This window comes from Cellulomonas oligotrophica, assembly GCF_013409875.1.
Classification (GTDB): domain Bacteria; phylum Actinomycetota; class Actinomycetes; order Actinomycetales; family Cellulomonadaceae; genus Cellulomonas; species Cellulomonas oligotrophica.
Genome location: NZ_JACCBK010000001.1, coordinates 453,145 through 478,974, shown reverse-complemented (window position 1 = coordinate 478,974; position 25,830 = coordinate 453,145). Strand labels below are relative to the sequence as shown.

Below are 25,830 nucleotides of genomic sequence, written 5' to 3'. Positions count from 1 at the left end.
TGGAGGACGGTGCTGATGTCGACGTCGCCCGCAGGCCCCGGTGCCCTCGCGGCACCCGCGCGCCATGCCCTCTACGATCCTGCCGCCGAGCACGACGCGTGCGGGTTCGCCTTCGTGGCGACCCTGCGCGGAACGCCCGGCCGGGACATCGTGGACGCCGGCCTGACGGCGCTGCTCAACCTCGACCACCGCGGTGCGGTGGGCGCGGAGGAGGACAGCGGCGACGGTGCCGGCATCCTCACCCAGATCCCCGACGCGTTCCTGCGCGACGTGGTCGACGCCGAGCTGCCGCCCGTCGGCCGCTACGCGATCGGCATGGCGTTCCTCCCGCACGGCGAGGACGAGCAGCGTCGCGTCGTGCGTGCGGTCGAGGCGATCGCCGCGGAGGAGAAGCTCGACGTGCTCGCGTGGCGCGACGTCACGGTCACGGCCGACCTCGTGGGCCCCACGGCCCGGGCGTCCATGCCGGTGTTCCGCCAGCTCGTCGTCGCCGACCCGTCCCGCGAGCTCGCGGGCGTCGAGCTCGACCGTCGCGCGTTCCGCCTGCGCAAGCGCGCCGAGCGCGAGGTTGGCCTGTACTTCGCGTCGCTGTCGTCGCGCACGCTGGCGTACAAGGGCATGCTCACCACGGGCCAGCTCGAGCCGTTCTTCACCGACCTGTCGGACCCGCGCTACGCCTCCGAGCTCGCGCTGGTCCACTCGCGGTTCTCGACGAACACGTTCCCCTCGTGGGAGCTCGCGCAGCCGTTCCGCATGATCGCCCACAACGGCGAGATCAACACGGTCCGCGGCAACCGCAACTGGATGGCGGCCCGGCAGGGCACGCTCGCCAGCGAGGCGCTCGGCGACCTGACCCCGCTCATGCCGGTCTGCACGCCCGGCGCGTCCGACTCGGGCAGCTTCGACGAGGTGCTCGAGCTGCTGCACCTGGCGGGCCGGTCCCTGCCGCACGCGGTCATGATGATGATCCCGGAGGCCTGGGAGAACCACGCCCAGATGGACCCGGCGCGGCGCGCGTTCTACCAGTACCACTCGACGCTGATCGAGCCGTGGGACGGCCCCGCGGCGATGACGTTCACCGACGGCACGCTCGTCGGCTCCGTCCAGGACCGCAACGGGCTGCGCCCCGGCCGGTACTGGGTGACCGAGGACGGCCTGGTCGTCTGCGCGAGCGAGGCCGGTGTGCTCGACATCGACCCCGCCACCGTCGTGGCCAAGGGCCGCCTGGAGCCGGGCCGCATGTTCCTCGTCGACACCGGCAGCGGCCGGATCGTCGAGGACGAGGAGATCAAGTCCCAGCTCGCCGCGCAGCGGCCCTACGCCGAGTGGGTCGAGCAGAACGCCGTGTTCCTCGAGCAGCTGCCCGAGCGTGAGCACATCGCCCACTCGTCCGCCTCGGTCCGCCGGCGCCAGCGCGCCTTCGGGTACACCGAGGAGGAGCTGAAGATCATCCTCACGCCCATGGGCGCGACGGGTGCCGAGCCGCTCGGCGCGATGGGCTCCGACACGCCCGTGGCGGTGCTGTCGCAGCGCCCGCGCATGCTGTTCGACTACTTCACGCAGATGTTCGCGCAGGTGACGAACCCGCCGCTGGACGCGATCCGCGAGGAGCTCGTCACCTCGATCGGCGGGGCGATCGGCCCCGAGCCGAACCTGCTCGTCGACGGTCCGGAGCACGCGCGCAAGCTGATGCTGCCGTTCCCCGTGATCGACAACGACCAGCTCGCGAAGATCGTGCACGTGGCCAAGGAGCCCTCGCTGGGCTTCCGCGCGACGACGATCCGCGGCCTGTACCGGGTCGACGGCGGGGGAGCGGCGCTGGAGAAGCGCCTGGAGGAGATCTTCGCCGAGGTCGACCGCGCCGTCGCCGACGGCGTGAGCTTCCTCGTGCTGTCCGACCGCCACTCCGACGCCGACCTGGCACCCATCCCGTCGCTGCTGCTGCTGTCGGCCGTGCACCACCACACCCTGCGCCGGCACACCCGCACGCAGATCTCGCTGGTCGTCGAGGCCGGCGACGTGCGCGAGGTGCACCACGTCGCCCTGCTCATCGGGTACGGCGCGGCCGCGGTGAACCCGTACCTGGCCATGGAGACGGTCGAGGAGCTCGCGCGCAGCGGCTACCTCGCCGGTGTCGCGCCCGAGAAGGCCGTCGCCAACCTCATCAAGGGGCTCGGCAAGGGCGTCCTGAAGGTCATGTCGAAGATGGGCATCTCGACGATCGCGTCGTACCGCGGCGCCCAGGTCTTCGAGGCCGTGGGCCTGTCGCACGCGCTCGTCGACCGCTACTTCACGGGCACCACCAGCCGCCTCGGCGGCATCGGGCTCGACGTGATCGCGGCCGAGGTCGCCGCGCGGCACGCCGACGCCTACCCGGCGAGCGGCAACCGACAGGCCCACCAGCGCCTCGCCGTGGGCGGGGAGTACCAGTGGCGCCGCGGGGGCGAGGAGCACCTGTTCGACCCCGAGACGGTGTTCCGGCTCCAGCACTCCACCCGCACGCGGCAGATGGACGTGTTCCGCGAGTACACCGCCCGCGTCGACGAGCAGTCCGAGCGCCTGATGACGCTGCGCGGGCTGCTGCGGTTCCAGGAGGGTCGGCGCTCACCCGTCCCGATCGACGAGGTCGAGCCGGTCAGCGAGATCGTCAAGCGGTTCAGCACCGGGGCGATGTCGTACGGGTCGATCTCCGCGGAGGCGCACGAGACCCTCGCGATCGCCATGAACGAGCTCGGCGCCAAGTCGAACACCGGCGAGGGCGGCGAGGACCCCGAGCGCCTGCACGACCCGCGCCGGCGGTCGGCCATCAAGCAGATCGCGTCGGGCCGCTTCGGCGTCACGAGCGAGTACCTGACCAACGCCGACGACATCCAGATCAAGCTCGCGCAGGGCGCCAAGCCCGGCGAGGGCGGGCAGCTGCCCGGGCACAAGGTGTACCCGTGGGTCGCCAAGACCCGGCACTCGACGCCGGGCGTGGGGCTCATCTCGCCGCCGCCGCACCACGACATCTACTCCATCGAGGACCTCGCGCAGCTGATCCACGACGCGAAGAACGCCAACCCGTCGGCGCGCATCCACACCAAGCTCGTCAGCGAGTTCGGGGTCGGCACCGTCGCGGCGGGCGTCGCCAAGGCGCACTCGGACGTCGTGCTCATCTCGGGTCACGACGGCGGCACGGGCGCGAGCCCGCTGACGTCGCTCAAGCACGCCGGCACGCCGTGGGAGATCGGCCTGGCCGAGACGCAGCAGACGCTCGTGCTCAACGACCTGCGTGACCGTGTCGTCGTGCAGGTCGACGGCCAGCTCAAGACCGGCCGTGACGTCGTCGTCGGCGCCCTGCTCGGCGCCGAGGAGTTCGGCTTCGCGACGGCGCCGCTGGTGGTCTCGGGCTGCGTGATGATGCGCGTCTGCCACCTCGACACCTGCCCCGTCGGCGTCGCGACGCAGAACCCCGAGCTTCGGGCCCGCTTCACCGGCCGGCCGGAGTTCGTCGTGACGTTCTTCGAGTTCATCGCCCAGGAGGTGCGCGAGATCCTCGCGAGCCTCGGCTTCCGCTCCCTCCAGGAGGCGGTGGGGCGCGTCGAGATGCTCGACACCCGCCCGGCGATCGACCACTGGAAGGCCGAGGGCCTGGACCTCGCGCCGGTGCTCGCCCAGCCGCAGCCCAAGCCCGGCTCGGCGCTGCACCACGTGAAGGACCAGGACCACGGCCTGTCGCGCGCGCTGGACAACCAGCTCGTGCACCTCGCCGAGCCGGCGCTCGAGCGCGGCGAGCCGGTCCGCATCGACCTTCCCGTGCGCAACGTCAACCGCACGGTCGGCACGATGCTCGGCCACCACGTGACCAGGCGGTACGGCGGTGCCGGGCTGCCCGACGACACGATCGACGTGACCCTGACGGGCTCGGCGGGACAGTCGTTCGGTGCGTTCCTGCCGCGCGGGGTCACCCTGCGGCTGTTCGGCGACGCCAACGACTACGTGGGCAAGGGCCTGTCCGGCGGCCGGATCGTCGTGCGGCCCGACCGCAGCTCGGTGCTGTCCAGCGACCGCAACGTCATCGCCGGCAACGTCATCGGCTACGGCGCGACCAGCGGGGAGATCTTCCTGCGGGGCCTGGCGGGTGAGCGCTTCGGCGTGCGCAACTCCGGCGCGACGCTCCTCGTCGAGGGCGTGGGCGACCATGCCTGCGAGTACATGACCGGCGGGACCGTGGTGGTCCTGGGCCGCACGGGCCGCAACTTCGGCGCCGGCATGTCGGGCGGCACGGCGTACGTGCTCGACCTGCGCCCGGCGCTCGTCAACACCGACGCGGTCCGCACCGGCGAGATCGCCCTCGACCCGCTCGACGACGAGGACGCCGCGCTGGTCGAGGGCCTGCTGCGCCGGCACGCCGAGGAGACGGGCTCGCCCGTGGCGCGCCAGCTCCTCGAGGACCCCGCAGCCACGCGGGCGCGGTTCACGCGCCTGCTCCCGACCGAGTACGCCCGGGTGCGTCGCGCCCTCGCGCAGGCCGAGGCCGACGGTCTCGACCCGACCGCCCCCGGCGTGTGGAACCAGATCCTGGAGGTGGCACGTGGCTGACCCCCGCGGGTTCCTGAAGGTGCGGGAGCGCGAGCTCCCGCCGAACCGCCCGGTCGAGGTGCGTCTGCGCGACTGGAAGGACGTGCACGCCCACCTGCAGGAGGGCCAGCCGTACCTCAAGGAGCAGGCGGGTCGCTGCATGGACTGCGGCATCCCGTTCTGCCACAACGGCTGCCCGCTGGGGAACCTCATCCCCGAGTGGAACGACCTCGTGTGGCGCGGCCAGTGGTCCGACGCGATCGACCGCCTGCACGCGACGAACAACTTCCCCGAGTTCACCGGGCGGATCTGCCCGGCGCCGTGCGAGTCGAGCTGCGTGCTCGGCATCAACCAGCCGCCGGTCACGATCAAGAACGTCGAGGTCTCCATCATCGACGAGGCGTTCGACCGCGGGCTCGTCACGCCGCAGGTGCCGCAGCGCCTCACCGGGCACACGGTGGCCGTGGTCGGCTCGGGCCCGGCCGGCCTCGCGGCCGCGCAGCAGCTCACGCGGGCCGGCCACACCGTCGCGGTGTACGAGCGGGACGACGAGATCGGCGGCCTGCTGCGCTACGGCGTGCCGGACTTCAAGCTCGAGAAGGTGCACATCGACCGGCGCCTGGAGCAGATGCGCGCCGAGGGCACCCGGTTCCGCCCGGGTGTCGCGGTGGGCACGGACGTGACCTGGGTGCAGCTGCAGGCCCGCTACGACGCGATCGTCGTGGCGACGGGTGCCACGGTGCCGCGCGCGCTGCGCGTGCCCGGCGCGGACCTCGGCGGCGTGCACCCGGCGATGGAGTACCTGCACCAGGCCAACGCGGTCGCCGCGGGCAAGCACGTGCCGGACCAGCTCACGGCTGCCGGCAAGCACGTGGTGATCATCGGCGGCGGCGACACCGGCTCGGACTGCCTGGGCACGGCGCTGCGCCAGGGTGCGGCGTCGGTCACGACGCTCGCGATCGGCAAGCGGCCGCCGACGGAGCGCCCCGAGCACCAGCCGTGGCCCACCGACCCGGTCCTGTTCGAGGTGTCGTCCTCGCACGAGGAGGGCGGCGAGCGGTCGTACCTCGCCTCGACGGTGGCGTTCCTCGGCGGCGAGGGCGACACCGAGGGGCGGGTGCGCGCGCTGCGCCTGGCCACCACCGAGTACCTGCCCGACGGGCGCCGTGTGCCCACCCCGGGCACGGAGCGGGACATCCCGGCGGACCTCGTGCTCGTCGCGATGGGCTTCACCGGCCCCGAGACCGGCACGCTCAGCGGGCAGACGGGTCTCGAGCTCACCGAGCGCGGGCTCGTGCGCCGCGGCGACGACTTCGCCACGTCCGTGCCCGGCGTGTTCGTGGCCGGCGACGCCGGCCGCGGGCAGTCGCTCGTGGTCTGGGCGATCGCCGAGGGACGGGCCGCGGCGGCAGCGGTGGACGCCTACCTGTCGGGCACCTCCGAGCTCCCGGCGCCGGTCTCGGCGAGCACCGTGGCGCTGCGCCCCTGACCTCCTCTTTCACCCCTCACGTCCCGCGTACCGGCAGCCTGCCGGTGGGGTCCGGGACGTCCGGCCCGAGGCCGACAACCAGGAAGGCATAGTCTTCAACCATGCGTAGAGCCAAGATCGTCTGCACCATCGGTCCGGCCACCGAGTCGCCGGAGCAGGTCCAGGCCCTCGTCGACGCGGGGATGGACGTCGCCCGTCTGAACCGCAGCCACGGTGACACCGAGGTGCACAAGCGCGTGTACGACAACGTGCGTGCCGCAGCCAAGGCCTCGGGTCGTTCCGTCGCCGTCCTCGTCGACCTGCAGGGCCCGAAGATCCGCCTCGGGCGGTTCGTCGAGGGCAAGCACGACCTCGCGGTCGGCGACGTCCTGACCATCACGACCGACGACGTCGAGGGGACCAAGGACCGCGTCTCCACGACGTTCAAGGGCCTGCCGGGTGACGTCAGCCCCGGCGACCCCATCCTCATCGACGACGGCAAGGTCCTCGTGCGGGTCACCGCGGTCGAGGGCAACGACGTCGTCACGCGCGTCGAGGTGCCGGGCCCCGTCTCGAACAACAAGGGCCTGAACCTGCCGGGCGTGGCCGTGTCGGTCCCCGCGATGAGCGACAAGGACGAGGAGGACCTGCGCTGGGCCCTCAACGTCGGCGCCGACCTCATCGCGCTGTCCTTCGTGCGCAGCGCGGCGGACTACGACGACGTGCGCCGGATCATGGAGGAGGAGGGCCGGGTCGTCCCGGTCATCGCCAAGATCGAGAAGCCGCAGGCCGTCGAGAACCTCACGGAGATCGTCCAGGCGTTCGACGGCATCATGGTCGCCCGCGGCGACCTGGGCGTCGAGCTGCCCCTGGAGCAGGTCCCGCTGGTGCAGAAGCGCGCGGTCGAGCTGGCGCGTCGCAACGCCAAGCCGGTCATCGTGGCCACGCAGGTGCTCGAGTCCATGATCACGAGCCCCCGCCCCACGCGCGCCGAGGCGTCGGACTGCGCGAACGCCGTCCTCGACGGTGCGGACGCGGTCATGCTCTCGGGCGAGACCAGCGTCGGCGACTTCCCCATCGAGGCCGTGCGCACGATGGCGCGGATCATCGAGAGCACCGAGGAGCTGGGCCGCGAGCGCATCGCCCCCCTCGGCTCGGTCCCCTCGACGCGCGGCGGTGCCATCACGCGGGCCGCTGCCGAGATCGGTGAGACGCTCGGCGTGAAGTACCTCGTGACGTTCACGCAGTCGGGCGACTCGGCGCGGCGCATGTCGCGTCTGCGCTCGTCGATCCCGCTGCTGGCGTTCACGCCGGTCGAGGCCGTCCGCAGCCGGCTCTCGCTGTCCTGGGGCGTGCAGACGTACCAGGTGCCCGAGGTCGAGAGCACGGACGTCATGGTCAGCCAGGTCGACCAGACGCTGCGCGCCAACGGCCTGGCGGAGGTCGGTGACTACGTGATCGTGGTCGCCGGCACGCCGGTGGGTCAGATCGGCTCGACGAACACGGTCGTCGTGCACAAGATCGGCGACGAGGAGGTCGTGCGCACGCGCATCGCGTGACGCCGACCCCGGTCCAGACGGCCGCCGCCCCGCACCGGGGCGGCGGCCGTCGTCGTGGCGCACCCGTGCCCCGACGGTCGTGCGCCGTTCGGGCACGGTGGTGGTCGCGCTCTGCCACGATGGCGGGATGACGACGCCAGGGGGCACGGCACCGGTCCTCGAGGCGGTCCCGCCGCCGGTGGACGACGGACGGGCGCAGTACGCGACGTGGGGGCGGCGCGTGCTGGCCACCGTCCTGGACGGTGCGGTGCTGTCCGGGGTGACGTGGCTGGCCCTCGGGCCCGAGGCGGCCGCGCCCACGTGGTGGCCCGGACTGCCGCCGTCGTCCGCGGTCGACCTGCCCCTGGCCTGGACGTCCTCGCCCTGGGTCTGGCTGCTCCTGGCCGTCTACGTGCTGCTGCAGGGCCTGACGGGGCAGACGCCCGGGCGGCGGCTCGTCGGCATCGCCGTGGTGGACCGTGTCACGGGCACCCCAGCGGGTCTGCTGCGCACGCTCGTGCGCCCGGTGGTGCACGTGCTCGACGCGATCCTGATGGTCGGCTACCTGCGCCCGCTGTGGGACTGCCGGCGGCGCACGTTCGCCGACCAGGTCCTCGGCACGCTCGTCGTCCCCGCGTCGTCGGCGGGGCGCCTCCCCGTCGTCGTGGGACGGCTCGTGACCGCCCTGGCGACGGTGGTGTGCGTGCTGGGTCTCGTGCTGAGCGTCCCGTCGTACACCGGCGGGTCGGCGCAGTCGTTGCGGGTCGCGTGCGCGCCGGTGGAGGGGTCCCCGGTGACGCCGGCCGGCGGGCTGACCTGGTCGGGCGAGATCACGCGGGACGTCGGCTGGGGCTACGAGCGACGACTGTTCTGGACGCGGCACGAACCGTCCGACGCGGGCCCGGTGACGGTCAGCTGGTGGCCGCTCGCCGACGCGGGGACGCCCGAGGTCACGGCGTCCGCGACGCTGCGGGCGCCCGGCATCGCGGGTGCGCGGCAGGCCGAGGAGGTGGGCGGCGGCGGGAGCGTGGTGACGGTCGAGCTGCCCGTGCCTGCCGACGTGGAGGACGGCACCGTGGTCGTCACCTCGGAGGTCGTCGAGGCCGGGCAAGTCGTGGCGGCCTGCTCCCAGGTCGTCGACCTCGACGGGTCGCGGAACGTGCCGGAGGACGCGATGCGCGTGCCGTGACCGCGTGCGGGCGCCGAGCAGCGCCGCCCGCACGCGGGTCACGTCCCGCGCGCGACGCGGTCAGGACGTGACGTCAGCGGTGGTGAACCGTGCCCACGCCAGCGAGCCGAACACCACGACCCAGGCGGCCTGGACGTACATGCCCTGCGCGAGCACCCCGGGGTCGGGGGACAGGCGCAGCAGCTCGGCGAAGTCGAACCAGTGGTGCGTGAGCAGCCCCGGCCGGATCGCCGCCAGCTGCGGGAGCGTGTCGAGCACGGCGGACACGACCGCGACGACGACGGTCGCGGCCATGGCGCCGACGGGCACCTCGGTGAGCGTGGAGAAGAACAGTCCGACCGCGACGAGCCCCGTCATGGACAGCCCGACGTAGGCGACGATCCCGGCGACCCGCAGCACCCCGTCGGCGACGGGCACGGTGGTGCCCGAGAGCAGGGTCACCTCGCCGACGCCGAACAACGCCCAGCCCGCGACCAGTCCCACCAGGGCGATGGCGAGGACCGCCGCCGCGGCGAAGGCGAGTGCTCCGGCGGCCTTGACGACGAGCAGCCGGGTCCGGTCGACGGGCACCACGAGCAGGTAGCGCAACGTCCCGGTGGACGCCTCCCCGGCGATGGCGTCGCCCGACGCGATCCCGATCGTCAGGGGCAGCAGGAACGGCAGGCACAGGAACAGTGCGGCCACGACGAGGAACAGGCCGTTGCCGGTGACGCGGGCGACGAACCCGGGGCCCTGGCCGCCGAGCGCGGTGTCCTGCGTGAACCACAGCACCAGACCCAGCAGGAGCGGCACGAGGGCGAGACCCACGAGCAGCACGATGTTCCGGCGCCGGCCGAGCACGAGGCGCAGCTCGGCGCGCAGGAGACGGCCGAACGCCCCGCGCACGTGCGCGGGCGCGACGTCCGGTGCGCGCACGGCGGTGTCAGCGGGCGACATCGAAGCCCTCCCCGGTCAGCTCCACGAAGACCTCTTCCAGCGACGGGTGGCGCACGTCGAGCCCCAGCAGTGGCACGTCGGCGCGCACGAGGGCCGCGGCGACGTCCTGCGGTCCGGGCGCCGAGGTGCCGGCCGGGACGGGGGCGGGCGGCAGGGCGGCGGTGAGCTCGGCGACCTGCGCCCCCGGCTCGGTGCGGACGTCCACGAGCCCGAGCCGGACCAGCACGGTGCGGGCCGCGTCCAGGTGCTCGGGCCGCGTGCGGACCACGACGCGCGCGGTGCGGCGCTCGGCGAGGACGGCCCGCGGGCCCTGCAGCAGCAGGCGCCCGCGGCCCATGATCCCGACGTGGGTGCAGACCTGCTCGATCTCGGCGAGCAGGTGCGACGACACCAGCACCGTCGTGCCCGCCTCCGCGAGGTCGCGCACGAGCGTGCGGACCTCGCGCGTGCCCTGGGGGTCGAGCCCGTTCGTCGGCTCGTCGAGCACCAGCAGGTCGCGGGGTCGCAGCAGCGCCGCGGCCAGCCCGAGGCGCTGCTTCATGCCCAGCGAGTACTGCCGGTACCGCTTGTCGGCGGCCGCGAGCAGGCCGACGCGCTCCAGGGCCTCGTCGGCGCGGCGCCGGGACGTGCGCGGGTCGACGGTCGCGTCGGCGGCGTCCACGCGGGCGAGGTTCGCGCGACCGCTGAGGTACGGCTGGAACGCCGGGCCCTCCACGAGCGCGCCCACCCGGGGCAGCACGCGCCCGCCGGCCGCGGGCATCGGCTCGTCGAGCAGGTGCACCTGCCCCGCGGTCGGCCGCACGAGGCCCAGCAGCATGCGGATCGTCGTGGTCTTCCCCGAGCCGTTGGGCCCGAGGAACCCGTACACGGCACCGCGAGGCACGTGCAGGTCGACGCCGTCGACCGCGACCTGCCCGGTGCGGAACCGCTTGGTCAGCCCCTGCGTGCGCACCGCGCTCGTCGCGGCGGGAGACTCGACGCGCGCCGGGGCGGGCGCCTGCGCGGCGCCCGCCCCGGTGGTCGTCGTCATCCGGCGAGGTCCTGCAGCGTCTGCGCCGGCACGGCCCCCACGAGGACGCGGCCGTCGTCGGTGACCAGCACGGACAGCAGCGCCGAGGTCAGCAGCCGCCCCCCGTCGACGGGCGTGGTCAGCTGGTCGTACAGCGCGGTCGCGTCGAGGTCGGGCACAGGGCTGGTGCCGTCGGTCGCCACGAACTCGTCGACGAGGCCCTGGGCGGCCTCCGAGCCGAACGTCTTGTCCGGCAGGGCCATCTCGGCGACGGCGGTCGGGTCGGCGGCGAGCAGGCCCGCCACGTCGACGTCGGCGACCTCGACGACGGCGTCCCAGCCGGAGCCGGTGACGTTCACGCCCTCGGGCAGCGCAGGCTCGCCCGTCGTGGCGTCCGGAACGTCCGGGACCTGCTCGGCCTCGGGCACGGGCACCACCACGTCGCGCACGGAGGCGCCGGGCGGCGGCGAGAAGGCCAGCACGGCGTCGTCCGGGGCCTCGAAGGTCACGTCCGTGAACCCGATCTCCAGGGCCGGGGTCTGCGTGTCGTCGCTGGACCACACCTGCACGCGCAGCGGCGTCGACGTCTGCGCGTCGACGGCCACGACGATCCGGCCGACCAGGGTCGTGCTGCTCGTCGGGGTCACGACCACCTGGTACGCGTCGCGCCCGGCGACGGTCGTGGGGGAGTCGACGCCGACCGTGGCGTCCTCCTCGGCCTTCGCGAGCGCCTGCGCACCCACCTCGGCGGGCGTCGGCAGGTCGCCGGCGACCTCCGGGGCCGCCTGCGCGGCGGCCTCCAGCCGGGCCAGGTCCTCGTCCGCGACGGTGTAGTGCACGACCTCGTCGTCCGACGAGGAGTACGTCCACGCCTGCGCACCGTCCGTGACGACGGAGTACTCCGACGTCGGGCCGAGCAGCGCGACCCGCGAGCGGGTCTGCCCGTCGCTCCACACGCGCAGCGTCGACGAGCCCGACAGCAGGCTCACCGGGTCGGCCCCGCCGATCTGGGTGAACGACACGTCGGGCAGCCCCAGGCGGGCGGTGTGCACGACCGTCCCGGACAGCGCGGGCGGCTCGGCGGCGGCGACCCGCGCGACGAGCTCGGCCGCCGTGACGTCGGGGAGGTCGGTGTCGGCCGACGCCAGCAGCGGCGGCGCGGCGAACGCCCCCGCCACGGCGAGCGCGGCGACAGCAGGGACGGCCCAGCGTGCGCGGGCCGACGGCAGGCGCCGAGGGGCGCCGGAGGACGTCTGCGTGGTCATGGCACCAGGGTGCGCCCAGCGCGCTGAGGAGTCCCTGAGAGCCACGCCGGACCGTCGCGGGCGGCGGACCGCCGGACGGTGGGATGCTGCGCAGGTGCGGGTCCTGGTGGTCGACGACGAGCAGGGGCTGGTCCGCGCCCTGCGCCGGGGCCTGTCCGCCGAGGGGTTCACGGTCGACGTCGCCCACGACGGGGCGACGGGCCTGGCGAAGGCGCTCGTCGGGGACTACGACGCCGTGGTGCTCGACATCATGCTGCCCGGCGTGCACGGCTACGACGTGCTGCGCCGGCTGCGCGAGCAGGACGTCTGGACGCCCGTGCTGATGCTCTCGGCCAAGGACGGGGAGCACGACGTCGCCGACGGGCTCGACCTCGGGGCCGACGACTACCTCACCAAGCCGTTCTCGTTCGTCGTCCTCGTGGCGCGGCTGCGGGCCCTCGTGCGCCGGCAGTCGGGCCCCCGGCCGGCCGTCCTGCGCGTGGGCGACCTCGAGCTCGACCCTGCGGCCCGGTCCGTGACCCGTGCGGGGGCACCGGTCGACCTGACGGCCCGCGAGCTCACGCTCCTGGAGCACCTCATGCGGCACGCCGACCGGGTCGTGCCCAAGCTCGAGCTGCTCGACCACGTCTTCGACACGGGGGGCGAGGACCCCAACGTCGTCGAGGTCTACGTCGGCTACCTGCGCCGCAAGCTCGGCCGGGACGCCGTCCGCACCGTGAGGGGCGCGGGCTACCGGGTGGCGGGGTGAGCCGCGGCGCGGCCGCACCCCGTCCCGGCTGGCCGGCCCTGTCGCTGCGCTCACGGCTGACGGCGCTGTCCACCGCGGCGGTCGCCGGCGCCCTGGTGCTCGGCGCCCTCGCCCTGTCGGGCGTCCTGCAGGCCGCCCGGGTGGGCGCCCTCGACGCCGTCGTGCAGGAGCGGTCCACGGCCCTGGCGGCCCTCGTCGCCGACGACCGGGTGCCGGCCACGCTGCCCGTGGCGGAGCCCGGCGAGGTCGCGCAGGTCCTCGACGCCGCGGGCGGCGTCCTCGCCACGTCGACGACGGCGAGCCGCACCCTGCCCGTGGCCTCCCCGGACGTCCTGGCGGGCTGGCGCGAGCGCGCCGCGGCCGAGCCCGACGACGTCCTCGTCCTGACCACCCCCGACAGCGCCTACGACACCTCGGCCCGCGCGGCCGTCCGGGCCGCCACGCTCGCCGGGGAGCCGGTGACCGTCGTCACCACCGTCCCGCTCACCGAGGTCGAGGGGCTCGTGCACGCCCTGCGCCTGGCGCTCCTGCTGGTCGTCCCCGTGCTCACCGCCGGCGTGGGGCTGGTCATCTGGTTCGTCATCGGCCGGGCCCTGCGCCCCGTCGAGGCCCTGCGCCGCGGCGCCGACGCCGTCGCCCGCACCGGCGGACCGGGCGCTCTGCCCGTGCCGACCGCCGACGACGAGATCGGAGCTCTGGCCCGCACCCTCAACACGATGCTCGACCGGCTGCGGGTCGCCGCCGACCGCCAGCGCACGTTCGTCGCCGACGCCGCGCACGAGCTGCGCTCGCCCGTCGCCGCGGCCCGCGCGGCCGTCGAGGTCGCCCGCGCCCACCCCGAGGCGTACCCCGTGCAGGAGCTGCTCGACGACCTGACACCCGAGGTGGGACGCATGCAGGCCCTCGTCGACGACCTCCTCGTGCTGGCCCGCGTCGGGGCGACGCCCGTCGCCCGCGCGCCGGTCGACCTGCGCGCGCTGGCGGACGACGTGGTCGACGGGGTGCGCGCCGCGGCACGCGGGGCGACGGCGCGCACGGTCGACGTGACGGTCGTCGGGCGGGGCGGCGCGCTCGCGGGGGAGGACGGGGTCCGTCGCGTGCTGCGCAACCTCGTGGACAACGCGGTCCGGCACGCGCGCTCCGCGGTCGTGGTGCGCGTCGACGACGCGCGCCTGGTGGTCGACGACGACGGGCCCGGCATCGCCCCGGAGCAGCGCGAGGCGGTGTTCGAGCGGTTCGTGCGGCTCGACGATGCCCGGCAGCGCGACGCCGGCGGCACCGGGCTCGGTCTGGCGATCGCCCGCGAGGTGGCCGTGGACCTCGGCGGCTCCGTGCGCCTGGAGCAGGCCCCCACGGGCGGGCTGCGGGCGGTCGTGGACCTGGCGCCCGTGGACGTGTCCCGCGCCGGGGCCTGAGACGGGTCACGCGAGGAGCTCGCGCACATCGTCCGCGGTGAGGGCCGAGGAGAACAGGTCCCCGTCGTCGATGACGGCGTCGACGAGCGCCGCCTTGCGGGCCTGCAGCGCCACGACCTTCTCCTCGATGGTCCCTGCCGCGATCATCCGGTACACCATCACGGTGCGCTGCTGGCCGATGCGGTGGGTGCGGTCCACGGCCTGCTGCTCGCTCGCGGGGTTCCACCACGGGTCGAGCAGGAAGACGTAGTCGGCCTCCGTGAGGTTGAGCCCCGTGCCGCCGGCCTTGAGGCTGATGAGGAACACCGGGGCCGCGCCCGTGCGGAACTCCTCGAGGACCTCCTCGCGGCGCACCGTCGAGCCGTCGAGCTGCACGAACGGCACGCCGGCCTCCCGCAGCGCGTCGCCGACGATCGCCAGGTACGACGTGAACTGGCTGAACACCAGCGCCCGGTGCCCCTCTGCGACGACGTCCTCGAGCTGCTCCAGCAGCGTGTCGAGCTTCGCCGACCGGCTCCCGCCGAGAGCGGGGTCGATCAGTGCGGGGTCGAGCGCGAGCATGCGCAGCAGCGTCAGCGAGCGGTACACGATGAAGCGCTGGCGGTCGAGGTCGTCGATGAGCCCGAACAGCTTGGCGCGCTCGCGCTGCAGGTACCGGTCGTAGACCTCCCGGTGCGCGGGTGTGAGCTCGACCGTGAGGGTCTGCTCCTGCTTGGCGGGCAGGTCCGCCGCCACGAGCTCCTTGGTGCGGCGCAGCAGGAACGGTCGCACGCGCCGCCGCAGCCGGGCCAGCCGCTCCGTCCGGACGCGTGCGACGTCGGCGCCGACGTCCTCGCCGCCGCCGGGCCCCGCGGTGATGCCCGTCCGGACGCCCTCGACGGGGCGCACGTACTGCTCGACGAACCCCCGGGCGGACGGGAAGAGACCGGGCACGGTCAGCGCGAGGAGCGCGTGCAGCTCGGTCAGGGAGTTCTCCATCGGCGTGCCCGTGACGGCGAGGGTGAACGGCACCTCGAGGTCGCGGGCGGCCGCGTGCACGAGGGACGCGGCGTTCTTCACCTGCTGCGCCTCGTCGAGGACCAGCCCGGCCCACCCGGCGCCCCGCGCGACGTCCCGGTACGCGTCGGCGTCGAGGCGCAGCAGCGCATAGCTGGTGACCACCAGGTCTGCGTCCGCGGCGGCGTCGGCGACCCGGGCGCCGCCGCCCGCCTCCGTGGCCCGGATCCGGCGCACGCGCAGGCCCGGCGTGAACCGGGCCGCCTCGGCGACCCAGCCGGGCACCACCGACGTCGGCGCGACCACCAGGAACGGCCGGCGCGGCTCGTCCGCGCCGTGGCCGTCGACGGCGCGCTCCTCGACGGCGTGCTGCACGAGCGCGAGGCACTGCAGCGTCTTGCCCAGGCCCATGTCGTCCGCGAGGATCCCGCCGATCCGGTGCCTCCACAGCGAGGTGAGCCAGTCGTAGCCCTCGCGCTGGTACGGGCGCAGCGTCGCACGCAGACCGCGCGGCAGCGGCGTCGCGCGCGGCGAGCCCTGCGCGACGTCCGCGAGCAGGGCCTGCCACGCCGGTGCGGCCACCGCCTCGTCGGCGACGGCGACCAGGTCGGACCACAGGCTGGTCTGGTGCCGGCTGATCCGCGGACCGGTCTCCCACTCGGCGAGCTCACGGGCCTCGGCGATGAGGGCCGCGAGCGGCGCCAGCACCGGGTGGTCGAGGCGCAGGTACGTGCCGTCGACGAGCAGCAGCCGCCGCTTGCCGCCCGCCAGCGCGGCGAACAGCGGCGCGAACGGCACCGCGCGCCCCTCGACCTGCACGCTCACGCCCAGGTCGAACCAGTCGTGCTTCTCCGTCTCGTACGTCGTCACGGTCAGCACCGGCGGACCGTCGAGACGCCGGTAGTCCGGCGCCGTGCCCACCGTCTCCACGCGCACGCCGGGCAGACCGTCGAGCCGGGGGAGCGTCGTGGTGACCAGCTCGGCCGCGTCCTCGTCGCGCAGCGTGACAGGCCCGGGTAGCGCGGGCGTGTCCGTGCCTTCGGTCGCCGCGTCGGGCCACCCGAGCGCTGCCCGCACGTCGGCCGGCAGCAGCGTGCGGGGGTCGGGCGCGGGCGCCGACCGGGCGTGCCCGTCCCAGCGCCACGACAGGTCCACCGTGCGCCGGGGCCGGTGCCGCACCGTCAGCACCAGGGTCGGCGGCGCCGGCGGGGGCAGCGCGACCGTCCGGTCCGCGCTGACGACGTCGAGCCCGGCGAGCAGCGCGGGCAGGTGCTCCTTGACGAGCTCGCCCGCGGCGTCCGGCGGCACGACCAGGCCGCCCGCCAGCACGTCCGCGAGCTCCCGGCCGCCCTCGGGGCCGGCGCCGAGCAGCACGAGCTGCTGCGCCGACCACGTCCTCGCCGCCCGTGCGAGGACCACCCGGTTGGGCCGGGCCAGGTCGACCACGTACACCCCGTGGGTGCCGACGGCGTGCGCGTGCGCCACGGGCGCCGGGGCGCCGTCGATGCGCAGCCGCGCCCGGACCACCACGCCACGGGCCTCCTGCACGACGTCCAGGTCGAGGTCCGCGCGCCCGGCGAGGCGCACGTCCGAGCCTGCGCCCGAGCCCACGAGCTCCACGCCCAGCTCCCGCGCCTGGACGAGGAGGTCCCAGAGCACCGGGTTGGTGAAGTCGTCGAGGTGCACCCAGTCGAGGTCGGCGCCCGGCACCGCCGGCCCGGCGGCGCGGTGGAAAGCGCCCAGCTGGCAGAACCACCGGTGCTGCTCGACGTCGAGGTCCAGCCGGTGGCGCATGTGCGCGACGTTCGACCACGTGAGGTTCCCGCGGGCCCACCCGCGCGCCGTCCGCAGCACGGGCCGGGCACCGAGCCGGATCATCCCCGTCGCGGGCCCGCCCTCCGCCCCTGCCCCGGCCGGCGCCGTGCCCGCCGCAGGGCTGCCGTCCGCCGCCCGGCCCCGTCCGGCGGCGCGCCGCACGGCGGTGACCCGCCGTGACGTCGGCCCGTTCCACCGCTCCCGGGTGTGCGGAGTCAGCTCGCGCAGCTCGAGCTGCAGGCCCAGGACGCCCGTGCCCGCACCGTCGCCGGCGGGTCCGGGCTGCGGTGCGGCCAGCGTCCGCAGGACCTCCCGCCACGCGATGCTGCGGGCGTCGCCGAGGACGTGCCCGACGGGCAGGTCGGGCGGGTCCGTCGGCACCCGGCGATCGTGCCACACGGCACCGACAGCGCCCTGGCGGTGGGCCGCACGGCACCGGGCTCGCCCCGGCCCGGCGACGTCGAGGGCGGCGGGCGCCGCTGGGCGGCGTCCGCGCAGGTCAGACGAGTGCCCCGAGTGGGATTCGAACCCACACTGGATCGGGTTTGAGCCGAACGCCTCTGCCGGTTGGGCTATCGGGGCCGCCCCGAGAGGATAGCGGCCGACGACCCCCGCGGTGCCTCAGCCGGCCGGGTCGGGCGTGAGCCGGGTCACCACCAGCGCCACGTCGTCCTCGGGCTCGTCCACGGCCATCCCCGCCAGCACGGCGTCGGCGAACCCCTCGAGGTCGTCCGGCGCGACCGCCGCGGCCGTGCGTTCCACGACGTGCGTCAGCCGGGCGATCCCGTCGCGCAGGTGCGTGCCGCGCCGCTCGACCAGGCCATCGGTGTACAGGACGAGGGTCGAGCCGTCGGCGAGGACGTCGTGCGACTCCTGCCGCGCCGACCGCGACCCGAGCCCCAGGACGATGCCCCCGTGCGTGGCGCGCAGCTGTCGGGCCCTCCCGTCGGGCCCGACCACCAGGGCCGGCAGGTGCCCCGCCGACGCCCAGCGCACCGGGTGGCCCGCGCCGGCGCCGACCGGTGCTGCACCCGCCGGTCCGGCGTCCGCACCCGGCCGCGCAGCGCCCACCGCGAGCACCAGCGCCGTCGCTACCGCCCCCACGTGCAGGTCCTGCATCGCGGCGTCGAGACGTTCGAGCACCTCCGCCGGGCCCGCGCCGGTCGTGTGCGCGATGCCGCGCAGGAGCGTGCGGACCTGCCCCATGGCGGCCGCCGCCTGCGTGTCGTGGCCCATGACGTCGCCGATGACCAGCAGGCGCTCGCCCGCCGGGGTGGTGAAGGCGTCGTGCCAGTCCCCGCCGACCTGCGCCAGCCGTGCCGCCGGCAGGTAGCGCGCAGCCACGAGGGGGTCGGCCGGCGAGGCCAGCAGCGCGCGCTGCAGCTGCTCCGCGATCGCGCGCTGCTCGCCGTACATCCGGGCGTTGTCCAGGGCCAGGCCGGCACGGTCCGCCAGCTGCTCGAGCGTGGCCAGGTCCTCCTCGGACAGGTCGGCGTCGCCCCCACCCAGCAGCAGCGTCACCGCGCCGACCGTCGCGTGCCGGGCCCGCAGCGGGGCGATGCACGCGGTCCGCGGCCCCAGCTCCCGCAGCAGCCCGCCCGCCTCGGCGCTGACGACGGCGGCCAGCCGCTCGGTGGCCTCGGGCACCACCACGGTCGTGCCCGAGCGCAGCGCCTCGTGCAGGTACGACGTCGGCGACATGCCGCGCAGCCGGGTGCTGGCGTACCGCTCCACCGTGGCCCGCCGCGCGGGGTCGACGTGCCAGCTCGCGATGTCGCGCAGCCGGTGGTGGTCGTCCACGAGCGTGACCAGGCACGCGCTGCCGAAGGTCGGCACCAGGTGACGGGCGAGGCGCGCGACGGCCTCCTCGACGTCGAGGACCGACGCGAGGTCGTCGCTCGCCGTGCGCAGCAGGCGCCCGCGGGCCTCGGCTGCCCGCGCCGCCTCCTGCGCGCGGTGCCGCGCGGTGACGTCGTGGAAGTACACCGACAGGCCGTCGGGGCCGGGCCAGGCCCGGACCTCGTACCAGCCGTCCAGCGGCGCGGGGTAGTGCGCCTCGAACTCGTGCGGCTCGCCCGTCGCGACCGCCGCCCGGTAGTGCTCGTCGAACGCGGACGCGTTCGCGGCGGGGAACAGGTCCCACACGACGCCGCCGAGCAGCTCGTCGCGCGGACGCCCCAGCAGCCGCTCGGCCTCGGCGTTCACGTACGTGAACCGCCACTCCCGGTCCAGCAGGTAGAACGCCGACGTCATCGTCTCGAGCACGCGGTCGATGCGGGCGTGGGCCGCGCGCTCGCGGGTCGTGTCGTACGCGGCGCCGATGACGCGCTCGGCGGTGCCGGCCGGTCCGGCCAGCGCCTGCCCGCGGGCCTGGACCCACCGGGTCGTGCCGTCCGGCCGCAGCACCCGGTACTCGGCCGCGTACTCGCCGCAGACGGCGATCGCGTCCGCCAGGGCCCGTTGCACGCGCCGGCGGTCGGCCGGGTGCACCAACGCGTCGAACGCCTCGATCGTCCCGCCGAACTGCGCACGCGTGAGCCCGAACACGCGCAGCAGGGCGTCGTCCCAGTCGAGCGCGCCCGTGGTCAGGTCCCAGTCGAAGGTGCCCACGCCCGCCGCGCCGACGGCCAGCCGGTGCCGCGTGCGGCGGGCGGTCTCGTCGAGGTCACCGGGGGTCGCGCGGGGGTCCCGAGGCCTCGTCGTGCGGGGCCCGGGGACGACGGGGGAGGGCGTGCCGACGCCGTCGCCGCCCTCGGGCGGTGGTGCTGCCGCCATGTCCGAGCCCCTTCCCGCGGTGGACGCAGCATAGGTGGCACCGCGCGTGCCCAGGCCGCTGCGGCAGCGCGCCGTCCCCGCCTCCCGCGCGGACGTGACCCTGACCACGCGGACGCGGCCACTGTCGGGCACTACGCTGTGCACGTGACCACGAAGGACGACAGCACCGAGCCCGCGGCGGACGCCACGCAGATCCTCGACCTCCCCACCGCGGAGCCGGGCGCCCCGAAGCCCGCGGGCCGGCCGGCTCGTCGCGCGGTCGTCGCCGAGGACGAGGCGCTGATCCGCATGGACGTCGTCGAGACGCTCACCGAGGCGGGCTTCGACGTCGTCGGCGAGGCGGGCGACGGCGAGACGGCCGTGGCCCTGGCCACCGAGCTCAAGCCGGACATCGTCGTGATGGACGTCAAGATGCCCGTGCTCGACGGCATCTCGGCCGCGGAGCGGATCGGCAAGGCGCACCTGGCGCCGGTCGTGCTGCTCACCGCGTTCTCGCAGACCGAGCTGGTCGAGCGGGCCCGCGACGCCGGTGCCATGGCGTACGTCGTCAAGCCGTTCAGCCCGGCCGACCTGCTCCCGGCGGTGGAGATCGCGATCTCCCGCTACGCGCAGATCACGGCCCTGGAGTCCGAGGTCGCGGACCTCGCCGAGCGCTTCGAGACGCGCAAGCGGGTCGACCGCGCCAAGGGTCTGCTGATGACGAAGATGGGCCTGAGCGAGCCCGAGGCGTTCCGCTGGATCCAGAAGACGTCGATGGACCGGCGCCTGACGATGCGCGAGGTCGCGGACGCCGTGATCGAGCAGGTCGGCGGCGGCGCGTCCTGACGCCCGCCTGACGCACCCTCGCCGGAACCCGGTCGACGCCCGTGTCGACCGGGTTTCGCCGTCTTGGTCACAAGTGCGCAACGACATCGTGGCGAGACGTTGCCATTCACATGGCGGACACAAAGCATGAGTACGTTCGCCGCACATTGCCGGGCACGCCAGTGCCCGGTAGGTGGAGTGCTCACAGAGGGGTACCACGCATGATTCGTTCGACACATGCAGGACGTGCTGTCGCCGTCGCCGGTGTGCTCGTGCTCGCGCTGACCGCCTGCTCGGGCGGCTCCGACGAGGCGGGCGAGGGCGGCTCGGGCTCCGGGGAACCGCTGAAGATCGGCACGCTGCTGCCCGTCACCGGCTCGCTCGCCCAGCTCGGCCCGCCGGAGATCGCCGGCGTCGACCTCGCGCTGGACGAGATCAACGCGGCCGGCGGTCTGTTCGGCGCCGACGTGACGGTGGTCCACACGGACTCCTCCGACGCGCAGAACGCCTCGGTCTCGACGGCCTCCGCGCAGGAGCTCATCACCGAGGGCGTCTCGGCCGTCATCGGTGCGGCGTCCTCGTCCGTGACGCTCAACGTGATCGACGACATCACGGGTGCGGGCATCGTGCAGGTCTCGCCCGCGAACACCGCGACGAGCCTGTCGGGCTACTCCGACTTCTACTACCGGACCGCGCCGCCGGACACCGTCCAGGGTGACGTGCTCGGCAACCTCATCGTGTCCGACGGTGCCGCGAACGTCGGCATCCTCGTCTTCAACGACTCCTACGGCACGTCGCTGCGCGACGTCGTCTCGGGCGTCGTCGAGGAGAGCGGCGGCACGATCGTCTACGGTGCCGACGGGCAGGAGTTCGACCCCGCGGAGCAGAACTTCGCCACGATCGTCGGCGATGCGATCGCCGCGCAGCCCGACGCCATCGCGATCCTCGCGTTCACGGACCAGACCCCGCTGATCGTGCGCGAGCTCGTGGCGCAGGGCTGGGACATGAGCAAGACGTACTTCGTCGACGGCAACCTGCAGAACTTCGGCACCGACGGTGACACCGGCTTCCCGGCCGACACCCTCACCGGTGCGCAGGGCACGCTCCCGGGCGCGTACCCCTCGGAGGAGTTCCAGGGCCGCATGCTCGAGATCGACCCCGAGCTGGAGGAGTTCTCCTACGGCCCGGAGGCGTACGACGCGACCCTGCTCGTGGCGCTCGCCGCCCTCAAGGGCGGTGCCTCGGACGGCGAGACGATCCAGGCCAACATGGCGGCCGTCTCCGGCGCCACGGACGGCACGGAGTGCGTCGGCTGGGAGGAGTGCTCGGCGCTCGTCGAGGACGGCGAGGAGATCGCCTACCAGGCCGTGTCCGGCGTCGGCCCGTTCAACGACGCCAACGACCCGTCGTCGGCGTTCATCGGCGTCTACGAGTTCGGCGAGGAGAACACGTACGAGTTCTCCCGCTCGGAGGAGGGTGTCGTCCCCGAGAGCTGACCGGGGACGGCTGGACCGTCGACGAGGGCCCCCGGAGCACCTGCTCCGGGGGCCCTCGCCCGTGCGAGCCGACCGCGTCTTGCGGTATCGGCAAGAGATGATGCCTGTGAAGCATCGAGACGGCAGACTGACGGCATGACGCATCACCAGCCGACACCCCCGCACCACGGCACGCCCACGGCGGACGCCCACGACCACCACCACGGCACCGGGACGCCGGACGACGAGGCCGACGTGTTCGAGCCCGCCGGCTGGGAGAGCCGGTACGCGGGCGACGCGCCCGTCTGGAGCGGCGAGCCGAACCCCCAGCTCGTCGCCGTCGCCGCGGGTCTCGGCCGCCCGGGCACGGCGCTCGACCTCGGCTGCGGGGAGGGCGGGGACGTGGTCTGGCTGGCGCGCCAGGGCTGGCGCGTCACGGGCGCCGACTTCTCCGCCAACGGCCTCGCGCGGGCCGCGCGGCACGCCGCCGAGGCCGGCGTCGCCGACCGGGTCGACTGGTGGCAGGTCGACGCCCGGACCTTCGCCGCCGACGGCCGGTCGTTCGACCTCGTCACGACCCACTACCTGCACCCCGCGGCCGGCGGGATGGTCGACGTCGTGCGGCGCCTGTGCGACGCGGTCGCCCCGGACGGTCACCTGCTCGTCGTGGGTCACGCCCCGACGGACGAGTTCGCCGCGGCGAGCGAGCTCCGCCGTGCGGCGATGTTCGACGCGACCGATCTCCTGCCCGCGCTGCCCGACGACGTCGAGGTGGTGGTCGCCGAGCGGCGCCCTCGGACGGTCGTGCGTGACGGGGTGCGTCTCGACATCCAGGACGCGGTCCTGGTGGCGCGGCGGGCGCCCGGGCGCCCCTGAGGTTGCGAGCAGCGCTGCCGTCCTCGCCCGCGCTGCGGCCAGCCGGGTGGCGGCCTGGCTCGTCGTGGCAGCGCGTTGGCCACGGCGAGACGACGACAGGGGCCCGGGAGCGTCTGCTCCCGGGCCCCTCGTGCGTGGGTCAGTCCTTCGAGGCGGGCGGCGCCTCGTCGTCGACCGGCGTGGTGCCCTCGGGGCCGTCGACCGGGGCGGCCGGGGAGGTGTCGGCCTGCGCGGCGGCGTCGGCAGCCGCGCCCGCCTCGGCGTCGGCGCGCGCGGCGTCGACGTCGGTCGCGAGCGTGCCGAGGTACAGCTCGATCACCTTGGGGTCGGTCATGAGCTCACGGCCCGGACCGGAGTACGCGTTGCGCCCCTGGTCGAGGACGTACGCCCGGTCGCAGATCTGCAGGGCGCGGCGGGCGTTCTGCTCGACGATGATGACCGACACTCCCGCCTTGTTGATGCGGCGGGTCCGCAGGAACGCCTCGTCCTGGCGGACGGGGGACAGGCCCGCGGACGGCTCGTCGAGGAGCAGCACCGACGGCTCGGGCATGAGCGCCCGGGCCATCGCGACCATCTGGCGCTCTCCGCCGGAGAGCGCGCCCGCGCGCTGCTTGCGGCGCTTGACCAGCTCGGGGAACAGGTGCAGCACGACCTCGAGGCGCTCGGAGAACTTCGCGGGCGTCTGGTAGACGCCCATCTGCAGGTTCTCCTCGATCGTCAGGCTCGGGAACACGTTGTTCGTCTGGGGCACGAAGCCCACGCCCTTGTGGACGAGCGCGTCGGCGCGCATGTTCGTGATCTCCTGGCCCGCGAGGGTCAGGTGGCCCTCGCGGATGTTCACCAGGCCGAACAGGGCCTTGAGCAGCGTCGACTTGCCGGCGCCGTTGGGCCCGATGATCCCGACGAGCTCGCCGGGGTGCAGCACGAGGGAGCACCCGTTGAGGATGTTCACCCCGGGCAGGTAGCCCGCCACGAGGTCGTCGGCGTGCAGCAGCGGCTCGCCCGCGGGGGCGCCGCGGTGCAGGGCGGGTGCGGTGGTCTCGGTCACGGCTTCGTCTCCTCGGCCTGCGCCTCGGCCTCGGCCTCGGCGTCGATGGTGCCGCCCTCGACGAGCAGCGCGTCGTCGCCCAGGTCGGTGTCATGGTGGGCGCCCAGGTAGGCGTCGATGACGGCCTGGTCGGCCATGACCTCGGCCGGCGGGCCCTCGGCGACGACCTGCCCCTGGGCCATGACGACGACCCAGTCGGAGATGTGCCGGACCATGTGCATGTCGTGCTCGACGAACAGCACGCTCGTGCCGTGGTCGCGCAGGTCGGTGATGTGCCCGAGCAGCGACTGCGTCAGCGCCGGGTTCACGCCGGCCATCGGCTCGTCGAGCATCACCAGGGCCGGGTCGGACATCAGCGCCCGCGCCATCTCCAGGAGCTTGCGCTGCCCGCCCGAGAGCGAGCCGGCGAAGTCGTCCTTCTTGGCGTCGAGCTTGAACCTCTCGAGCAGCGACATCGCCTTCTCGGTGATCTCCCGCTCGCGGGGGGACCACAGCGGCTTGACGAGCGCCGTGAAGAGGTTCTCGCCGGGCTGGTCCCGGGCGCCGAGGCGCATGTTCTCCAGCACGGTCATGCGCGAGAGCGCCTTCGTCAGCTGGAAGGTACGGACCATGCCCGCCGTGGCCACCCGGGACGCGGCGACGCCGGCCAGCGGTGTGCCGTCGAAGACCCAGGTGCCTGCGTCGGGCTTGTCGAACCCGGTCATGAGGTTGAAGAAGGTGGTCTTGCCGGCGCCGTTGGGGCCGATGAGCGCCGTGATGACGTTCTTCTGCACCTCGAGGTGCGCCACGTCGACGGCGTTGACGCCGCCGAAGCTGCGCCGGACGCCGTCGGCGACGAGCACGGCGTCGGGCTTGACCGCGCCGGGCACGCGCTCGACGTGGGCGAGGTCGCGGCGGGCCTGGTCGACGACGTCCTTAATGGGCATTGATCGCCAGCTCCTTCTTGTCGCCCAGGATGCCCTGGGGCCGGAACACGATGAGCAGCATGAGCGTCAGCCCGACGAGGATCCACCCGATCTGCTCGATCTGCTGCACGGAGAGGACGTCGCCGGGGACGACGCCGCGCAGGAACCCGCGCACGAAGATCAGCGAGCCCCAGAACAGCAGCGAGCCGAGCACGGGGCCGAACACCGTCGCGGCGCCGCCCAGCAGCAGGATGGTCCAGGTGTTGAACGTGACCGGCCGGCCGAGGGAGTCGGCCTGCACCGAGCTGGCCAGGACGAACACGATGCCGCCGAGCGCCCCGAAGACGCCGCCGAGCACGAGGGCCTGGAGCTTGTAGGAGTAGACGTTCTTGCCGAGCGCGCGCACCGCGTCCTCGTCCTCGCGCACGCCCTTGAGCACGCGGCCCCACGGGCTGCGCATGAGGCGCCACACGAGCAGGCACGCGAGGGCCACCACGAGCCAGCCGACGATCCGCAGCCACCAGCTGTTGGAGGTGTTGGTCGCCAGCGTCACCGGGCCGAGGGCCCAGCGGTCGTCGGGGAACGGCGACGCGTCCTGGAACGTGCCCTTGAAGGAGTTGCCGGTCAGGCCCTCGGAGCCGCCGGTGATGTCCGTCAGCGCCGTCGAGCGGCCGATCATGCGGATGATCTCGGCGGCGGCGATCGTCACGATGGCGAGGTAGTCGCCGCGCAGCTTGAGGGTCGGCAGGCCCAGCAGCAGCGCGAAGAGCACGGCGACGACCACCGCGACGAGGAAGGCGAGCCACAGGGGCGCGCCCGCGATCGTCGAGATCGCGAAGCCGTAGGCGCCGAGCAGCATGAAGCCTGCCTGGCCCATGTTGATCAGCCCGGTGAGGCCGAAGTGGATGTTCAGACCGATGGCGGCGAGGGCGTACGCGATCGCGGTCGGCCCCGTCATCTCGGTGAGCACGTTGGTGAGCAGCTGCCCGAAGTCCATGGTTTCCGACC

At 74.3% G+C, this 25,830-nt stretch carries 17 protein-coding genes and 1 tRNA gene; 9 read left to right on the top strand and 9 right to left on the bottom strand.

Annotated elements, in window-relative coordinates:
* Positions 1–15: 15 nt before the first annotated feature.
* The 4 genes from gltB (at position 16) to BKA21_RS19030 (ending at position 8,755) form a co-directional block, all read left to right on the top strand.
* Positions 16–4,581, top strand: coding sequence for a glutamate synthase large subunit (gene gltB / locus BKA21_RS02125; protein WP_140458846.1), 4,566 nt, complete (start codon positions 16–18; stop codon positions 4,579–4,581).
* Positions 4,574–6,049: a glutamate synthase subunit beta gene (locus BKA21_RS02120; RefSeq protein WP_140458847.1), complete on the top strand. Its 1,476-nt coding sequence runs from the start codon at positions 4,574–4,576 to the stop codon at positions 6,047–6,049. Before gltB ends, BKA21_RS02120 begins: the two co-directional genes overlap by 8 nt.
* Before the next feature lie 101 nt (positions 6,050–6,150).
* Complete coding sequence (gene pyk / locus BKA21_RS02115) at positions 6,151–7,587, top strand: pyruvate kinase (protein WP_140458848.1); 1,437 nt, start codon at positions 6,151–6,153, stop codon at positions 7,585–7,587.
* Between the two features lie 127 nt (positions 7,588–7,714).
* On the top strand, positions 7,715–8,755 hold the full coding sequence (locus tag BKA21_RS19030) for an RDD family protein (RefSeq protein ID WP_203793425.1): 1,041 nt from the start codon (positions 7,715–7,717) through the stop codon (positions 8,753–8,755).
* A 60-nt stretch (positions 8,756–8,815) separates the two neighbouring features.
* On the opposite strand, the gene BKA21_RS02105 is transcribed toward BKA21_RS19030, so the two are convergent.
* From BKA21_RS02105 to BKA21_RS02095, 3 genes are read right to left on the bottom strand one after another with little or no spacing between them, the layout of a single operon-like run.
* Complete coding sequence (locus BKA21_RS02105; RefSeq protein ID WP_140458849.1) at positions 8,816–9,691, bottom strand: DUF2705 family protein; 876 nt, start codon at positions 9,689–9,691, stop codon at positions 8,816–8,818.
* Positions 9,678–10,721: an ABC transporter ATP-binding protein gene (locus BKA21_RS02100; protein WP_140458850.1), complete on the bottom strand. Its 1,044-nt coding sequence runs from the start codon at positions 10,719–10,721 to the stop codon at positions 9,678–9,680. Before BKA21_RS02100 ends, BKA21_RS02105 begins: the two co-directional genes overlap by 14 nt.
* Complete coding sequence (locus tag BKA21_RS02095; protein WP_140458851.1) at positions 10,718–11,965, bottom strand: LolA family protein; 1,248 nt, start codon at positions 11,963–11,965, stop codon at positions 10,718–10,720. The genes BKA21_RS02100 and BKA21_RS02095 overlap by 4 nt, the downstream gene beginning before the upstream one ends.
* A 94-nt stretch (positions 11,966–12,059) precedes the next feature.
* Here BKA21_RS02095 and BKA21_RS02090 point away from each other — a divergent pair, with 94 nt between their 5' ends.
* Positions 12,060–12,713: a response regulator transcription factor gene (locus tag BKA21_RS02090; protein WP_140458852.1), complete on the top strand. Its 654-nt coding sequence runs from the start codon at positions 12,060–12,062 to the stop codon at positions 12,711–12,713.
* Positions 12,710–14,128, top strand: coding sequence for a sensor histidine kinase (locus BKA21_RS02085; protein ID WP_140458853.1), 1,419 nt, complete (start codon positions 12,710–12,712; stop codon positions 14,126–14,128). The genes BKA21_RS02090 and BKA21_RS02085 overlap by 4 nt, the downstream gene beginning before the upstream one ends.
* Positions 14,129–14,134: 6 nt before the next feature.
* Here the strand turns inward: BKA21_RS02085 and BKA21_RS02080 are convergent, their stop codons facing one another.
* The 3 genes from BKA21_RS02080 to BKA21_RS02070 all read right to left on the bottom strand — a co-directional run bounded on the left by BKA21_RS02080 (position 14,135) and on the right by BKA21_RS02070 (position 19,714).
* On the bottom strand, positions 14,135–17,320 hold the full coding sequence (locus BKA21_RS02080; protein WP_140458854.1) for a DEAD/DEAH box helicase: 3,186 nt from the start codon (positions 17,318–17,320) through the stop codon (positions 14,135–14,137).
* 127 nt (positions 17,321–17,447) lie between these two features.
* Positions 17,448–17,521 (bottom strand) — tRNA-Leu (locus BKA21_RS02075).
* Between the two features lie 39 nt (positions 17,522–17,560).
* On the bottom strand, positions 17,561–19,714 hold the full coding sequence (locus BKA21_RS02070; RefSeq protein WP_140458855.1) for a SpoIIE family protein phosphatase: 2,154 nt from the start codon (positions 19,712–19,714) through the stop codon (positions 17,561–17,563).
* Positions 19,715–19,858: 144 nt separating this feature from the next.
* Between BKA21_RS02070 and BKA21_RS02065 the strand changes: the two genes are divergently transcribed.
* From BKA21_RS02065 to BKA21_RS02055, 3 genes are all read left to right on the top strand, one after another.
* A complete protein-coding gene (locus BKA21_RS02065) occupies positions 19,859–20,539 on the top strand; it encodes an ANTAR domain-containing response regulator (protein ID WP_370511001.1) in 681 nt (226 codons plus the stop codon).
* A 200-nt stretch (positions 20,540–20,739) separates the two neighbouring features.
* Positions 20,740–22,014 carry an ABC transporter substrate-binding protein gene (locus tag BKA21_RS02060; protein ID WP_140458856.1) on the top strand — a complete coding sequence of 425 codons (1,275 nt, stop codon included), beginning with the start codon at positions 20,740–20,742 and terminating at the stop codon, positions 22,012–22,014.
* A gap of 135 nt (positions 22,015–22,149) precedes the next feature.
* Complete coding sequence (locus tag BKA21_RS02055; RefSeq protein WP_140458857.1) at positions 22,150–22,869, top strand: class I SAM-dependent methyltransferase; 720 nt, start codon at positions 22,150–22,152, stop codon at positions 22,867–22,869.
* 139 nt (positions 22,870–23,008) lie between these two features.
* Here BKA21_RS02055 and BKA21_RS02050 read toward each other — a convergent pair whose 3' ends face one another.
* From BKA21_RS02050 to BKA21_RS02040, 3 genes are read right to left on the bottom strand one after another with little or no spacing between them, the layout of a single operon-like run.
* Positions 23,009–23,917: an ABC transporter ATP-binding protein gene (locus BKA21_RS02050; RefSeq protein WP_239072794.1), complete on the bottom strand. Its 909-nt coding sequence runs from the start codon at positions 23,915–23,917 to the stop codon at positions 23,009–23,011.
* A complete protein-coding gene (locus BKA21_RS02045; RefSeq protein ID WP_140458858.1) occupies positions 23,914–24,843 on the bottom strand; it encodes an ABC transporter ATP-binding protein in 930 nt (309 codons plus the stop codon). Before BKA21_RS02045 ends, BKA21_RS02050 begins: the two co-directional genes overlap by 4 nt.
* Positions 24,833–25,819 (bottom strand): branched-chain amino acid ABC transporter permease, encoded by a 987-nt coding sequence (locus tag BKA21_RS02040; protein ID WP_140458859.1) that lies wholly within the window; start codon positions 25,817–25,819, stop codon positions 24,833–24,835. The genes BKA21_RS02045 and BKA21_RS02040 overlap by 11 nt, the downstream gene beginning before the upstream one ends.
* Positions 25,820–25,830 lie beyond the last annotated feature (11 nt).